Genomic DNA, 15,401 nt, shown 5'->3' on the forward strand with positions numbered 1-15,401 from the left:
ATTTTTTCCTTCATAAAGATAAAAATTGAACGTCACAGATATAAGAATAAAAAGAAAGATTTCAAGGGGAAAAGCAAAGTGCGGTGAATTTTCACCGCACTTTTATCAGGCTAATATCAATTACTCTTTTCTTTCCTTCACATTTTCAACCCAGCGTTCTATTAATCGTTTCGCTTCTTGCTCCGAACCAAATTTGATGAAATCAATATCAAGTAATTTAAGTTTTGCCGGCTCTGAAAGATGTGGATGCACTTTGGCATGAATATTTGTTGGCAGTTGGTAAGAATCCGCCTCACGCCAATGAATTTCTTGGGCTTCAGCAGAAAGCACAAAATCGACAAAGTGTTTAGCATTATCTAAATTTCGTCCATTTTTAATGATACTGACTGCCCCTAACGTATAGCCTGTGCCTTCGCAAGGTAAAGCACCAATAACTGGCGCACCTTTATCCTTTTCACGCACATAAGTATGCATAAAACCAATATCAACAGCGGCTGCGCCCGTAGAAATATTAGCCGTTGCTAATCCAGTTTTCGTGTATTGAGCAATGTTTTTGTCAAGTTCTTTCAAATAAGCAAAGGCTTTATCTTCGCCCATAATTTCAATTAAAGTTGTAAGAATAGTGTAGCCAGTACCCGATACTCGAGGATCTGGATATTGAATTAACCCTTTAAATTCTGGTTTTAATAAATCAGCATAACATTGAGGTTTCGCGATATTTTTTTCAGCTAGCAGTTTTTCATTCATCCCAATGCCAAGCTCCATAAGATAAATAATCGACGTAGTATCGCCACGTTGTTCCGTGAGCTTTTTGAATTGAGGCATAATTTCTTTTTGCAGAGGCGAACGATAAATTTCTAACAAACCTGCATCTCGTGCTTGAAAGTGCGGTTCCAATGTACCGCCATACCAAACGTCTGCTTGTGGGTTTTCTTTTTCAGCTTTGATTTTGCCTAATACAGTCCCTGTGCTATTACGCACAAACTGAGTGTCCACATTATATTTTTTGCTAAAAGCGTGAGCGACTTTTTCACAAGTCGTGTTTTGGACGCTGCAATAAAGCACTAATTTGCCTTCTGCTTGAGCAGGCGTTGATAAACTTAATCCTAATAAGCCGCAACCAAGCACGCTGGAAAGTGCGGTCAATTTAAAAGAATTTTTTAAAGAAAAAGAGAGTGTCATGATGCATCCTTACTTATATGAATACAGAAAAAAGTAAGTCAGCCCTTTAAGTAAGAAGGAGAGATTAGTTTCCTACGCCAGTGCTAACTGTTTCAGGTTCACGGGTATTTTCTCAGCGATGTCCGCACCCCGACTAACCTCGAATCAATATAAGTTGTAATACTATTTTTGTAAAGTCGGATAAGTTTATGATTTTCTTGATTGTGATATAAAAAAATTAGACTTATAATTCCTGTAAATTTGAACAGATAAAAATTTCATCATGGATATTTCTGAATTACTTGACGGACTTAACGATAAACAACGCGAAGCCGTAGCAGCCCCTCTTGGTAATCACTTAGTGCTAGCGGGTGCAGGCTCTGGCAAAACGCGTGTATTGACGCACCGTATCGCTTGGTTAATTGCGGTAGAAAATATTTCTGAAGGCAGCATTATGGCGGTGACATTTACTAATAAAGCAGCAGCAGAAATGCGTCATCGTATTCAATCTACCCTTGCCAAACACGCACAACATCAATTATTTGGTATGTGGATTGGCACCTTCCACAGCATTGCCCATCGTTTATTGCGAGCTCATCATTTAGATGTGGGATTGCCACAAGATTTCCAAATTTTGGATTCAGAAGATCAACTTCGTTTAATTAAACGGTTATTAAAATTACATAATTTTGATGAAAAAGCTTTTCCGCCTAAACAGGCTTGTTGGTACATCAATAACAAAAAAGATGAAGGCTTGCGACCAAATGACATTGAAGATTTTAATGATCGTCAAGAGCGTGAATGGATTAAAATTTATAAGATCTATCAAGACACCTGCGATCGCGCAGGATTGGTCGATTTTGCAGAATTATTAATTCGGGCCTATGAATTATTTGAGAAAAAACCATTAATTTTGCAACGTTATCAACAACGTTTTCAGCATATTTTGGTGGATGAGTTTCAAGATACCAATAAAATTCAATATAAATGGATCAAAATTCTCGCGGGAGAAACAGGCAAAGTCATGATCGTGGGCGATGACGATCAATCTATTTATGGTTGGCGTGGCGCACAAATCGAAAATATTCAAAAATTCTTGAAAGATTTTAAAGCCGAAACAATTCGCCTTGAACAAAACTATCGTTCTACCGCCAATATCCTAAACAGCGCAAATGAATTAATTGCAAACAATAGTGATCGTCTTGGTAAAAATTTATGGACAGAGGGTGAAAAAGGCGATCCCGTGGGCATCTATGCTGCGTTTAATGAATTAGACGAAGCAAAATTTGTCGCTTCACAAATTCAGGATTGGGTAGAACATGGCGGAAAACTTGATGATTGCGCTGTACTTTATCGTAGTAATAGCCAATCACGGGTTATTGAAGAAGCCTTAATTCGTTGTCAAATTCCATATCGTATTTATGGCGGTATGCGTTTCTTCGAACGCCAAGAAATTAAAGATGCGTTAGCCTATCTTCGTTTGATTAATAATCGTCAAGATGATGCGGCTTTTGAGCGTGTAATTAATACGCCAACCCGTGGCATTGGCGACCGCACTTTAGATATATTGCGTAACTTAACACGCGAACGCCAAATTACCTTGTGGCAAGCAGTACAAGTCGCGACACAAGAAAATATGTTGGCTGGACGAGCCTCAACAGCATTATTGCGTTTCCAGGAATTAATTAATTCACTACAACTTGATACCGCAGAAATGCCGCTTTTCGCACAAACTGATTTTGTGATTAAACATTCGGGTTTATATGAAATGTATAAACAAGAAAAAGGTGAAAAAGGCGAAGTGCGTATTGAAAACTTGGAAGAATTAGTTACCGCGACCCGTGAATTCATCAAACCTGATGATGCAGAAGATATGACGGAACTCACCGCCTTTTTAACTCACGCCTCTTTAGAAGCGGGTGAAGAACAAGCTTCTCCACATCAATCTTGTGTAGAAATGATGACATTACACTCCGCTAAAGGCCTAGAATTTCCTCGTGTATTTATGGTTGGCGTAGAAGAAGGTTTATTCCCAAGTTACCGTTCTTTTGAAGAACCTGGGCGTTTAGAAGAAGAACGTCGTTTAGCTTACGTCGGTATTACTCGCGCGAAGAAAAAACTGACCATCTCTTATGCGGAAAGCCGTCGATTATATGCCAAAGAAGAACGCCATTTACCATCACGTTTTATAGCCGAATTACCGAGAGAATGTATCCAAGAAATTCGTTTACGAGGAACTGTCACGCGCGCGATGAATCTAGCAAAAGTCGGTTCATTGTCGAATACCTGTGCGGTCGAAAATGAATGGAAAATGGGTCAAAAAGTCAAACATGAAAAATTCGGTTTTGGCACCGTCATTAATGTCGAAGGATCAGATAACAATACTCGCCTACAAATTGCCTTCCAAGCGCAAGGCATTAAATGGCTCATTGCACATTTGGCAAAACTGGAAAAAGTGCGGTAGAATCCAAGAGAGTTTTACTTCTACCGATTAATTTCTTTGAAAAGTGCGGTGAATTTTAACTGCACTTTTTTTGTATTTGAGTGATTGAATGTTTAAATTTTTCTTCAAACGTATCTTAATGGTAATTCCAACTTTTATTGCCATTACTTTTATCACGTTTGCCCTTGTGCATTTTATTCCTGGCGATCCAGTTGAAATAATGATGGGGGAACGTGGCTTAACACCTGAAATACATCAACAAATGATGCATCAATTAGGATTAGATCTTCCTTTGCATGAACAATATTTTCATTATATTGCTAAAGTGCTACAAGGTGATTTTGGGGCGTCATTCCGCACTCAACAACCTGTTCTTACTGAATTTTTTACACTTTTCCCTGCTACAGCTGAATTGGCATTTTTTGCGTTATTTTGGTCGTTATTAGGCGGGGTGATTTTAGGGACGATTGCAGCAGTAAAAAAAGATAGTTGGATTTCTCACACAGTTACTGCTGCATCGCTCACAGGTTATTCTATGCCAATTTTCTGGTGGGGATTGATTTTAATTTTATATGTTTCACCACAACTCGGTTTACCGCAAGGCGGACGTTTAGATAATGAATTTTGGATCGATACACCAACAGGATTTATGCTCATTGACAGCTGGCTTTCTGGTATGCCCGGAGCCTTCGAAAATGCGGTTAAATCCTTAATTCTTCCTGCAATAGTCCTAGGCACAGTTCCTCTCGCTATTATTACTCGTATGACACGCTCTGCGATGTTGGAAGTATTAGGCGAAGATTACATTCGCACGGCAAAGGCAAAAGGCCTAAGTTATACTCGAATCGTCATTGTTCATGCATTGCGTAATGCGTTAATTCCTGTTGTCACTGTGGTAGGATTAATCGTTGGTCAATTGCTTTCCGGTGCCGTACTCACAGAAACCATTTTTTCATGGCCGGGAATTGGAAAATGGATTATTGATGCGATTCAAGCGCGCGATTATCCAGTATTACAGGGTTCTGTACTGATTATTGCGACGATTATTATTGTGGTGAATTTAACCGTCGATTTACTTTACGGCGTGGTCAATCCGCGTATCCGTCATTAATTGTAGGAGAAATTATGTCTGACACGCCTTCAACTTTCGCGCCGAAAACGCCCTTACAAGAATTTTGGTTTTACTTCAAACAAAACCGAGGTGCGCTAATCGGTTTAACCTTTATTGTGATTGTTGCCTTAATCAGCATTTTCGCGCCTTATATTGCGCCTTTTGATCCAACAGAACAAAATCGTACCGCACTTTTACTGCCTCCCGCTTGGTATGAAGGAGGCAATTCTGCCTATCTACTCGGAACAGATGATATTGGGCGAGATATCCTTTCTCGCATCATTTACGGAACGCGAATTTCCGTCTTTGCGGGATTTGTTATCGTATTGCTATCCTGCGCCTTTGGTACTAGTCTTGGCTTGATTTCTGGTTATTATGGTGGCGTGCTAGATACAATTATTATTCGCCTAATTGATATTATGCTCGCGATTCCAAACTTGCTTTTAACGATTGTGGTTGTCTCTATTTTAGAGCCATCACTCGCCAATGCCACTTTAGCGATCGCCGTTGTATCGATTCCTAGCTATGTTCGTTTAACTCGAGCAGCAGTAATGAATGAAAAAAATCGTGATTATGTCACCTCCTCTAAAGTCGCTGGTGCAGGTGTTCTTCGCCTCATGTTTATTGTGATTTTACCAAACTGTTTAGCGCCCTTGATTGTGCAAATGACAATGGGAATTTCCAATGCAATCTTAGAACTCGCAACACTTGGTTTCTTAGGCATTGGTGCAAAACCACCAACACCTGAACTTGGCACAATGCTTTCAGAAGCACGTGGTTTTATGCAAGCAGCAAACTGGTTAGTCACAATTCCTGGCTTAGTTATTTTATCTTTAGTGCTCGCCTTTAACTTAATGGGTGATGGCTTGCGTGATGCACTTGATCCAAAACTTAAACAATAGGAAAACAGAATGGCATTATTAGACGTAAAAGAACTTTCTGTTCACTTTGGCGATAAAAATACGCCATTTAAAGCAGTGGATCGCATCAGCTATCAAGTCGCACAAGGTGAAGTGCTTGGCATTGTGGGAGAATCGGGGTCAGGAAAATCTGTGAGTTCTCTCGCAATTATGGGACTAATTGATCATCCTGGACGTGTATCGGCAGAATCCTTGCAATTTGAAAGCACTGATTTACTCACTTTAGAGAGCAAAGCTAAACGTCAGCTTATTGGTGCTGATGTCGCAATGATTTTCCAAGATCCGATGACAAGCTTGAATCCAGCTTATACTGTAGGTTTCCAAATTATGGAGGCGTTAAAAACTCATGAAGGCGGTACAAAAAAGGCGAGAAAAGACCGCACTTTAGAGCTTTTAAGATTGGTCGGTATCCCGGATCCTGAATCTCGGATTGATGTTTATCCCCATCAGCTGTCTGGCGGAATGAGTCAGCGAGTGATGATTGCGATGGCAATTGCTTGTAGACCTAAATTATTGATTGCTGACGAGCCAACTACTGCGTTAGACGTTACCATTCAAGCTCAAATTATGGAACTCTTACTCGAATTGCAAAAAAAAGAATGCATGTCGCTGATTTTGATTACCCATGATCTTGCGCTTGTTGCCGAAGCTGCAGATCGAATTATCGTAATGTATGCTGGACAAATCGTTGAAGAAGGCACCGCAAAAGATATTTTCCGCGAACCAAAACATCCTTACACGCAAGCCTTATTACGTTCATTGCCTGAATTTGCAGAAGGAAAATCTCGCTTGGAGTCATTGCAAGGTGTAGTACCTGGAAAATACGACCGCCCAACAGGCTGTTTATTAAATCCTCGCTGTCCTTATGCAACCGAATATTGTCGCCAAGTCGAACCTAAATTGCACCATATCGGTTCTCGTAAAGTAAAATGCCATACTCCGCTGAACGAGCAAGGCAATCCCGTTGAATATCAAGGAGCTTAATAATGACGAATGAAGTAAAAGAAAATACGCCATTATTAAATGCGATTGGCTTAAAAAAATATTACCCTGTAAAAAAAGGATTGTTTGCAAAACCACAGCAAGTAAAAGCGTTAGATGGAGTCTCTTTTCAGCTTGAACGAGGTAAAACTTTAGCTGTCGTGGGTGAATCAGGTTGTGGTAAATCAACGCTAGGGCGTTTGCTAACCATGATTGAACAACCAACCGAAGGCGAACTGTATTACAAAGGGCATAATTTTTTAGAAAATGATCCTGAAACAAAGGCGCTACGTCGTAAAAAAATTCAAATTGTTTTCCAAAATCCATATGCGTCATTAAATCCACGCAAAAAAATTGGTTCAATTTTGGAAGAACCATTAATCATCAACACAAAACTTTCTGCCAAAGAACGTCGAGAAAAAGTTTTATCAATGATGAAAAAAGTGGGATTACGCGCTGAATTTTATGACCGTTATCCTCACATGTTCTCAGGCGGACAACGCCAGCGTATTGCCATCGCTCGAGGTTTAATGTTAGATCCTGATGTTGTCGTTGCCGATGAACCTGTTTCTGCATTAGATGTTTCCGTGCGTGCGCAAGTACTGAATTTAATGATGGATTTACAAGATGAATTAGGCTTGTCTTACGTCTTCATTTCGCACGATCTTTCGGTAGTAGAGCATATCGCCGATGAAGTGATGGTGATGTATCTAGGTCGTTGTGTTGAAAAAGGAACAACAGAACAAATTTTCTCTAATCCTCAACATCCTTACACCAAAGCGTTACTTTCAGCGACGCCTCGTTTGTCACCAAACTTGCGCCGTGAACGTATAAAGTTGGCGGGTGAATTGCCAAGCCCGATTAATCCGCCAAAAGGCTGTGCATTTAATCCTCGTTGTTGGAAAGCAACAGAAAAATGCCGTGAAAATCAACCGCACTTGGAGCAACATACTGATGGAAAATTAATCGCTTGTTTCCATATTGATTAAATTCATTTTGTCAGACTGATAAATAGGCTCATTTTTTCTCTCTCCAATAAGTTGCAAATCGAGGTTTTCCATTATTCGTAAGGCCTCGATATTTATAAGTAATCACGGATCCTATCTGAGGCGGATTTTCTCGTTCCTTTAAATTAAAACCCGAACCGATTTTAAATTCTCCCCGATGATTTTTACAAGTTAAAGCGCCCATCACATTTTCAAATTGTCCTTTACCTTTATGGTGTGCAATAACCGTACATTCTTCATCTTGAGTCGTTTTTAATTTTAAAATCCGATGGCTACGTTTTCGTTCGTAAAGTGCATTAGGATCTCGTACAACGACGCCTTCCCCCTTCAAAGACTCGATTTGACTAAGAAACTCATATAAATGCGCTTTATCTCTCACTGGGATTTGTTCAATAATTTCAATGTAAGCTGTTGTATTTTCAAGTAAATACGCTTTCAATTTAGCCAAACGATCAAATAAATTGCCCCCTGCATCAGGCACATCAAAAACATACAATTTAAGTTTTTCCCAACCATCGCCTTTAAAAGACTTTGTGGTTGATGAAATTTCCTCAAAATGATTCCGCTCACTAAATAATTCACCGTCAATCGCAAAAGGCGGAAAATCCTTAATGAAATAGGCGGGCGGAGATAAACGTTGCCCTTGTCGGGTTAATAATTGCTTTCCATCCCAATAACCGCGTACACCATCCAACTTTTCTGACATGACCCAACTTTCTATTGGTTGATTATCGTAGGTATGAAGAAGCATTAAATCTGGGCTAGCCAAAGAGAAAGGACTCACGAAGAAAAGTAACAAAGAGCGGTAAAATTTCATGATATTTTTGTAAATCTGAGAACTGGTCATTTTTCTCAGAATACGTTTATCTGGAATAATCTAAAAACACGCAAATTCACTATTACGATCTAAATCGCAAAAAATCATTACTTCATCGGAAAAAGATGAATTTTTATTTAGGCTAGCGGAGAATGTTTATCTGCTATACAATGCCATCGCGATTTTATTCCCAACAAGGAGCAATCAATGTATTTAGATCAAATCAAAGCAGAACTTGTAGAAGCACAAGATGTGTTAAACAAATTTATTTCTGACGAAAATAATATTAAATTAATTCAAGAAGCAGCATTATTAATTTCCAACAGTTTCAAGCAAGGCGGCAAGGTGCTTTCTTGTGGCAATGGCGGTTCGCACTGTGATGCGATGCATTTTGCAGAAGAATTAACTGGTCGTTACCGTGAAAATCGTCCTGGCTACCCCGCTATTGCGATTTCAGATGTAAGTCATTTAAGCTGTGTAAGTAATGATTTTGGTTATGAATATGTCTTTTCACGCTATGTTGAAGCTGTGGGTCAAAAAGGCGATGTGTTATTCGGTTTATCGACCTCTGGCAATTCAAAAAACATTTTAAACGCCATTGAAGCTGCAAAAGCAAAAGGCATGAAAGTTATTGCGATGACAGGTAAAGACGGCGGAAAAATGGCTGGATTAGCGGATGTTGAAATCCGTGTACCACATTTCCGTTATGCAGATCGTATTCAAGAAATCCATATCAAAGTCATTCATATTTTAATGATGTTAATTGAATTCGAGATGGCTAGAGAAGCGTAAAGTGCGGTTGATTTCAATCAAATTTTTAAAATCCCAAATTTTTTTGGGATTTTTTATTTACGCCACTTGCATAATTATGCATAAAAATGTAATATTTTTTCATCTTAAACAACGAGAAAATTGAAATGACTATTCGTGTTAAAAATCTAAATTTCTTTTACGGTTCATCTCAAGCATTATTTGATATTAATCTTGAAGCTAATGAGGGTGATACCGTTGTATTGCTTGGCCCAAGTGGCGCAGGCAAAAGTACATTAATTCGCACATTAAATTTGTTAGAAGTGCCAAAATCTGGCGAATTAAGCATTGCAAACAATGATTTTAATTTATCCAATGCAATGGCAAATCCCAAAGCCATCCGACAATTACGTCAAGATGTAGGAATGGTATTTCAACAATATCACCTTTGGCCGCACTTAACTGTTATTGAAAACTTAATTGAAGCGCCAATGAAAGTGCGTGGCGTAAGCGAAAATGAAGCTAAAGCAGATGCAATGGAGTTGTTAAAACGTTTACGTTTAGAACAACTAGCAGATCGCTTTCCATTACATTTATCAGGTGGTCAGCAACAACGTGTTGCAATAGCCCGGGCACTGATGATGAAGCCACAAGTTCTACTATTTGATGAACCAACGGCAGCGCTAGATCCAGAAATTACTGCGCAAGTTGTAGATATAATTAAAGAATTACAAGAAACCGGCATTACTCAGGTGATTGTGACCCACGAAGTCAATGTTGCACAAAAAGTGGCAACAAAAGTGGTGTATATGGAACAGGGAAAAATTGTCGAAATAGGCTCGGCAGATTGTTTTGAAAACCCGAAAACCGAACAATTTAAACAATATCTTTCTCACTAGAGAATAAGGATTTTATTATGAAAAAAACATTATTAACTGCAATTTTATTAGGCGCATCTGTAGCAGCAAACGCACAAGAGCTTACTTTTGCAATGGAACCTAGCTATCCACCATTTGAAACTACAAATGAAAAAGGCGAAATTATTGGTTTTGATGTCGATGTGGCGAATGCAATTTGTAAAGAAATCCAAGCAACGTGTAAATTCAAAGGCGAAGCTTTTGATGCACTAATTCCAAATTTAAAAGCAAAACGCTTTGATGCATCTATTTCCGCTATTGATATTACCGATGCGAGAGCAAAACAGGTTTTATTCTCTGATGCATATTACGATAGCACAGCAAGCTATGTAACCCTTAAAGGAAAAGCAACGTTAGAAAGTGCAAAAAATGTTGGTGTTCAAAATGGAACCACATTCCAACAATACACAGTAGCTGAAACTAAGCAATATACAACTAAGGCTTATGCGAGCTTACAAAGCGCAATTTTAGACTTAAAGAGCGGTAGAATTGATATGATTTTTGGTGATACCGCAGTACTTGCAGATATGATTAGCAAAGAACCAGAAATGCAATTTGTTGGCGAAAAAGTAGCAAATAAAAAATATTTTGGTAATGGTTTAGGCATTGCGATGCATAAATCAAATAAAGAATTAGCTGAGCAATTAAACAAAGGTTTAGCTGCAATTAAAGCAAATGGTGAATACCAAAAAATCTATGATAAATGGATGACAAAATAATCTATGAGTTATGATTTTCTTTCTTTAATGCTTACCGCAGCCCTAATGACTTTAGGGCTTGCGGTCTGTTCATTAATCCTAGGGTTATTTTTAAGCCTAATTTTTTCCGTACTTGAGGCAAATCGTTTTGTTGGCAAACCAACTGCAGTATTCATTGCCTTATTGCGTGGCTTACCTGAAATTCTCGTTGTATTACTCGTGTATTTTGGTTCTACTGAATTAGTAGAAATGCTAACAGGAGAATACATTGAATTTGGGGCATTTGGCTGTGGTGTGTTTGCACTTTCTCTCATTTTTGCAGCTTATGCTTCACAAACATTACGAGGTGCAATTCAAGCTATTCCAAAAGGTCAATGGGAGTCTGGTGCAGCGCTAGGCTTAAGCAAAAGCTATACGTTCATTCACATTGTCATGCCACAGGTATGGCGTCATGCCTTACCAGGTTTAAGCAATCAATGGCTTGTATTACTAAAAGATACAGCACTGGTTTCATTAATTGGCGTGGACGATTTGATGCGCCAAGCGGATCTGATTAATACCAATACACATCAACCCTTTACTTGGTACGGTATTGCTGCGTTAATTTATTTAGCGGTGACATTAATTAGCCAAGTTGGTATTCGAAAATTAGAGCTGCGTTTTACTCGTTTTGAAAGGGGCGTGAAATAATGTTTCAAGAATATTTAAGCGTGATCGCACAAGGGATTCCAACGAGTTTATTGCTTACAGTCGTATCGTTGCTGATTGCCTTCTGTTTGGCATTATTTCTCACTTTTTTACTTTCAATGGAAAACAAATGGGTAAAAAGAGCGGTTAATTTATACCTTACTTTATTCACTGGCACGCCACTGTTAGTACAGTTCTTTTTAATTTATGCGGGGCCGGGCCAATTCCAGTGGATTATTGACAGCCCATTATGGTATCTCTTATCCAATGCCTGGTTCTGTGCTGCATTAGCTTTAGCGCTAAACAGTGCAGCCTACTCCACACAATTATTTCATGGTGCAGTGAAAGCCATTCCTAAAGGACAATGGGAAAGTTGTGCCGCATTAGGATTAAACTGCATACAAACTTTAAAAATTTTAATTCCTTATGCCTTAAAACGTGCGTTGCCGTCTTACAGTAACGAAATTATTTTGGTATTTAAAGGCACGGCATTAGCATCCACTATTACAATTATGGATATTATGGGCTATGCTCGCCAACTTTATGGTACAGAATATGATGCACTGACAATTTACGGCATTGCGGGCGGTATCTATTTAATTATTACGGGCATTGCGACTTTATTGCTACGCAAATTAGAGAAAAAAGTATTGGCATTTGAACGTTTTGAAGTAAGCAAAGCATAAAGTGCGGTAAAATCTTTAGTCATTTTTAAATCCCAACCTAGGTTGGGATTTTTTATATTTTAATGTGATAGTTCTCTCAAAAAACTATTGAGAAATAAGATTTCCGAGAATTTTTAACCGCACTTTTGATCAACTATTTTCTACTCCGCCCTAAAACGAATAACGGTGTTCGCCTTAGACGATCACCGTTAAATTAAAGTGTTTAATAAAAAATTTTACATATTCTAAAAATTAGAATCCGTAACCTACACCAACTTTCGCACCATAGTTATTAACTTTGGTATTATCAAAACTACCTAGACGGTTATACTCAACACCGCCATTAGCGTACCAGTTACCATCTAATTTATATTTAGCACCCGCTACAACACCATAGCCAATTTTAGTTTCAGAAGAACTTTTATATACTTGGTTCGCTCTATTATCATATTTGAATTGGTTAGCTGCAACACGAGCACCTACATAAGGTTCAACTTTAGAATTTGTATCAAAATCATATAATACTGATGCACCTAAACCGTGAATTTTCGCGCCATCAACTTTTCCATGATGAGTATAATCACCCGCAACACGCGTATTTCCTAATTTATAACCAACCGCTACACGAGGTTCAATTCGAGTATTATTACTACCGTTTGCTTTAGTTTGAGATAAACCGATATCGCCTTCAGCATAGATATTCGCATTTGCAATAGAAGCAAAGGCAAATGCACCAACAATAACTGCTAATAAAGATTTTTTCATTGGATAACTCCTTTATTTATTGAATGAACTGGAAAAATATATCACAAAAATTATTCTGTTTCATCGACAAAAACTAATTTTCCCTTACATTTTCTACATAAATATTCAATCTTTTCTCTCACTATTCTATTATGGCGGCGAATACTTAGAAAATGTGTTTGACATGCACAATGATATTCAAAGGTTTTCCCTTGCACACTTTTTACATCAAATTGATGACAAGTATCCGCAGGAAGATTAAAAATTTCATTCATTACAAGCTGCCACTCTTTCCCATGAGGTTTTACGCGACCAAACATTTGATACACAATCAAATGCGCAAGCTCATGCGGCACCACTTGTAGAATAAATTCATCTGCATTTTCTAATAACAAAGTGCGGTTAAATTTTATTTCATTTTTTTGTAGGTAGGCCACTCCTGCCTTTATTCCACGTAACTCATAATTTACCTCGGGTATTGTAAATTTTCGCTTAAAATAAGTCTCTGCAAGCTGCAAAGACTGATTCAATTTGCGTTGCACTTGCATTTTTAAATGACGAAATGGAATTTGCTCTATTGATGCCATGATTGAAAAGAAAAAACCGCTAGATAAGCGGCTTTTATATAATTTACTAAATTCAAAAATAAGATTATTTTAATCCTGCTGCAACACGTAATTCTGCTGCACGATCCACTTTTTCCCAAGGGAATTGCTCACGACCGAAATGACCATAAGCTGCCGTTTCACGATAGATTGGTTGAATTAAATCTAACATTTTAATTAAGCCATAAGGACGTAAATCAAAGAATTCACGAACTAATGACACTAATAATTCATTCGCAATTTTTCCAGTTCCAAAGGTTTCGACCATGATAGATGTTGGATCAGCCACACCAATCGCATAAGAAAGTTGGATTTCACAACGATCTGCTAAACCAGCTGCCACAATATTTTTTGCGACATAACGTGCAGCATAAGCTGCTGAACGGTCTACTTTAGAGGGATCTTTTCCTGAAAATGCACCACCACCGTGACGAGCAGCACCACCGTAAGTATCTACGATAATTTTACGACCTGTTAAACCACAATCGCCCATTGGCCCACCAATAACAAAACGACCAGTCGGGTTAATGAAGAATTTTGTTTCTTTAGAAAGCCATTCACTTGGTAATACAGGTTTGATAATTTCTTCCATCACACCTTCATGTAAGTCTTTTTGGCTAACTTCTTCAGAATGTTGAGTAGAAAGCACAACTGCATCCACACCAACAATTTTATTATCTTCATATTTTAACGTGACTTGGCTTTTCGCATCAGGGCGCAACCAAGCTAATTTACCTCTTTTACGCACTTCAGCTTGTTTTTCCATTAAACGATGAGCATAAGTAATGGCTGCTGGCATTAATACATCCGTTTCATTAGTAGCATAACCAAACATAATACCTTGGTCGCCTGCGCCTTGATCTAATGGATTTTCACGATCAACGCCTTGATTAATATCTGCAGATTGTTTACCAATCGCATTAAGCACCGCACAAGAATGACCATCAAAACCCATTTCAGAATGTTCATAACCAATATCACAAATCACTTTACGCGTTAAATTCTCAATATCGACCCATGCTGATGTGGTAATTTCACCACCAACCAATGCCATACCAGTTTTTACGTAGGTCTCACAAGCTACTCGTGCTTTTGGATCTTGTTTTAGGATTTCATCAAGTACCGCATCAGAAATTTGATCGGCAATTTTATCTGGATGCCCTTCAGAGACTGATTCGGATGTAAATAAATAGCTAGACATATTTTCTCTCTTTTTCTTTAAATTTAGATGTATTGACGTATAGACGTCTATAATACGTATTTTTGCTTAATAAGCAAGCGCTATTATTGATTAATCGCAGCAGGAATAGTCAACCAATTACGCAAAATTTGCTCACCGAAGTCTGACATATAAGACTCTGGATGAAACTGAACACCATAAATTGGTAAAGATTTATGCTCCATAGCCATGACCACGCCTTCATCACAAAGTGCGGTAATTTCTAGGCAACTAGGAAAATCTTTTTTCTGTACGCCCCAAGAATGATATAGCCCGATATTAAATTCGCTTGGAAGGCTAAAAAATAATGGAGAATTTGACCGTACTTTTAAAATTCGTTTCTGGCCATGACGGACTTTCTGTAAGTTATACAATGTACCACCAAAAAATTCACATAAGGTTTGATGCCCTAAACACACACCTAAAATAGATTTTTGCTGATAATATTTTTCCAACATAGAAAAAAGTTGTGGATAAACTCGTGGTACATCAGGCCCTGGCGAAATCAATATATGACTATATTTTTCCGCTGTACTTTCCTTTAAATCTTCCACGTTTAAAACATCATAAGGCACATTTAATTTTCGAATTAAATCCACCAAGTTAAAAGTAAAAGAATCGTGATTATTAATGATGAGTAATTTCATAACCGCTCGGCATTCGTTATAATCGAGCA

At 38.2% G+C, this 15,401-nt stretch carries 16 protein-coding genes and 1 riboswitch; of the genes, 10 read left to right on the forward strand and 6 right to left on the reverse strand.

Translation table 11 applies throughout. The features are described 5' to 3' along the window. Positions 1-120 precede the first annotated feature (120 nt). Complete coding sequence (locus tag AC6H0J_RS08125; protein WP_005625758.1) at positions 121-1,182, reverse strand: ABC transporter substrate-binding protein; 1,062 nt, start codon at positions 1,180-1,182, stop codon at positions 121-123. Between the two features lie 52 nt (positions 1,183-1,234). Continuing rightward, positions 1,235-1,324: riboswitch (TPP riboswitch) on the reverse strand. A gap of 120 nt (positions 1,325-1,444) precedes the next feature. Between AC6H0J_RS08125 and uvrD the strand changes: the two genes are divergently transcribed. The 5 genes from uvrD to AC6H0J_RS08150 all read left to right on the forward strand — a co-directional run bounded on the left by uvrD (position 1,445) and on the right by AC6H0J_RS08150 (position 7,605). Beyond that, positions 1,445-3,625 (forward strand): DNA helicase II, encoded by a 2,181-nt coding sequence (gene uvrD / locus AC6H0J_RS08130; RefSeq protein WP_005625757.1) that lies wholly within the window; start codon positions 1,445-1,447, stop codon positions 3,623-3,625. Between the two features lie 88 nt (positions 3,626-3,713). Then, positions 3,714-4,715, forward strand: coding sequence for an ABC transporter permease subunit (locus tag AC6H0J_RS08135; RefSeq protein ID WP_005625756.1), 1,002 nt, complete (start codon positions 3,714-3,716; stop codon positions 4,713-4,715). A 14-nt stretch (positions 4,716-4,729) separates the two neighbouring features. After that, positions 4,730-5,617, forward strand: a complete 888-nt coding sequence (locus AC6H0J_RS08140) for an ABC transporter permease subunit (RefSeq protein ID WP_497513463.1) — start codon at positions 4,730-4,732, stop codon at positions 5,615-5,617. A 9-nt stretch (positions 5,618-5,626) separates the two neighbouring features. Next, on the forward strand, positions 5,627-6,619 hold the full coding sequence (dppD, locus tag AC6H0J_RS08145) for a dipeptide ABC transporter ATP-binding protein (RefSeq protein ID WP_497513464.1): 993 nt from the start codon (positions 5,627-5,629) through the stop codon (positions 6,617-6,619). 2 nt (positions 6,620-6,621) lie between these two features. Further along, positions 6,622-7,605: a peptide ABC transporter ATP-binding protein gene (locus AC6H0J_RS08150; RefSeq protein WP_497513466.1), complete on the forward strand. Its 984-nt coding sequence runs from the start codon at positions 6,622-6,624 to the stop codon at positions 7,603-7,605. A gap of 28 nt (positions 7,606-7,633) precedes the next feature. On the opposite strand, the gene AC6H0J_RS08155 is transcribed toward AC6H0J_RS08150, so the two are convergent. Beyond that, positions 7,634-8,440 (reverse strand): DNA ligase, encoded by an 807-nt coding sequence (locus AC6H0J_RS08155; RefSeq protein WP_497513468.1) that lies wholly within the window; start codon positions 8,438-8,440, stop codon positions 7,634-7,636. A gap of 207 nt (positions 8,441-8,647) precedes the next feature. Here AC6H0J_RS08155 and lpcA point away from each other — a divergent pair, with 207 nt between their 5' ends. The 5 genes from lpcA to artM all read left to right on the forward strand — a co-directional run bounded on the left by lpcA (position 8,648) and on the right by artM (position 12,178). After that, the gene (gene lpcA / locus AC6H0J_RS08160) at positions 8,648-9,232 is read left to right on the forward strand and encodes a D-sedoheptulose 7-phosphate isomerase (protein WP_497513470.1); all 585 of its coding nucleotides are present in this window, start codon (positions 8,648-8,650) and stop codon (positions 9,230-9,232) included. Positions 9,233-9,357: 125 nt separating this feature from the next. After that, positions 9,358-10,089: an arginine ABC transporter ATP-binding protein ArtP gene (artP, locus tag AC6H0J_RS08165; protein WP_005625747.1), complete on the forward strand. Its 732-nt coding sequence runs from the start codon at positions 9,358-9,360 to the stop codon at positions 10,087-10,089. Positions 10,090-10,106: 17 nt separating this feature from the next. Continuing rightward, a complete protein-coding gene (locus AC6H0J_RS08170) occupies positions 10,107-10,826 on the forward strand; it encodes a lysine/arginine/ornithine ABC transporter substrate-binding protein (RefSeq protein WP_140581494.1) in 720 nt (239 codons plus the stop codon). A 3-nt stretch (positions 10,827-10,829) separates the two neighbouring features. Beyond that, positions 10,830-11,495 (forward strand): arginine ABC transporter permease ArtQ, encoded by a 666-nt coding sequence (artQ, locus tag AC6H0J_RS08175; RefSeq protein ID WP_497513472.1) that lies wholly within the window; start codon positions 10,830-10,832, stop codon positions 11,493-11,495. Continuing rightward, entirely contained in the window at positions 11,495-12,178 is a 684-nt protein-coding gene (gene artM, locus AC6H0J_RS08180; protein ID WP_497513474.1) for an arginine ABC transporter permease ArtM, read from the forward strand. Before artQ ends, artM begins: the two co-directional genes overlap by 1 nt. A gap of 231 nt (positions 12,179-12,409) precedes the next feature. Here the strand turns inward: artM and AC6H0J_RS08185 are convergent, their stop codons facing one another. From AC6H0J_RS08185 to AC6H0J_RS08200, 4 genes are all read right to left on the reverse strand, one after another. Then, positions 12,410-12,922, reverse strand: a complete 513-nt coding sequence (locus AC6H0J_RS08185; RefSeq protein ID WP_223892996.1) for an opacity family porin — start codon at positions 12,920-12,922, stop codon at positions 12,410-12,412. Positions 12,923-12,972: 50 nt separating this feature from the next. After that, on the reverse strand, positions 12,973-13,488 hold the full coding sequence (locus AC6H0J_RS08190) for a SprT family zinc-dependent metalloprotease (RefSeq protein WP_118843259.1): 516 nt from the start codon (positions 13,486-13,488) through the stop codon (positions 12,973-12,975). A 64-nt stretch (positions 13,489-13,552) separates the two neighbouring features. After that, entirely contained in the window at positions 13,553-14,707 is a 1,155-nt protein-coding gene (gene metK, locus AC6H0J_RS08195; RefSeq protein ID WP_118843258.1) for a methionine adenosyltransferase, read from the reverse strand. Between the two features lie 83 nt (positions 14,708-14,790). Continuing rightward, on the reverse strand, positions 14,791-15,372 hold the full coding sequence (locus AC6H0J_RS08200; protein ID WP_032825562.1) for an anthranilate synthase component II: 582 nt from the start codon (positions 15,370-15,372) through the stop codon (positions 14,791-14,793). Positions 15,373-15,401 lie beyond the last annotated feature (29 nt).

The sequence above is a fragment of the Haemophilus sp. THUN1691 genome, from assembly GCF_059704425.1.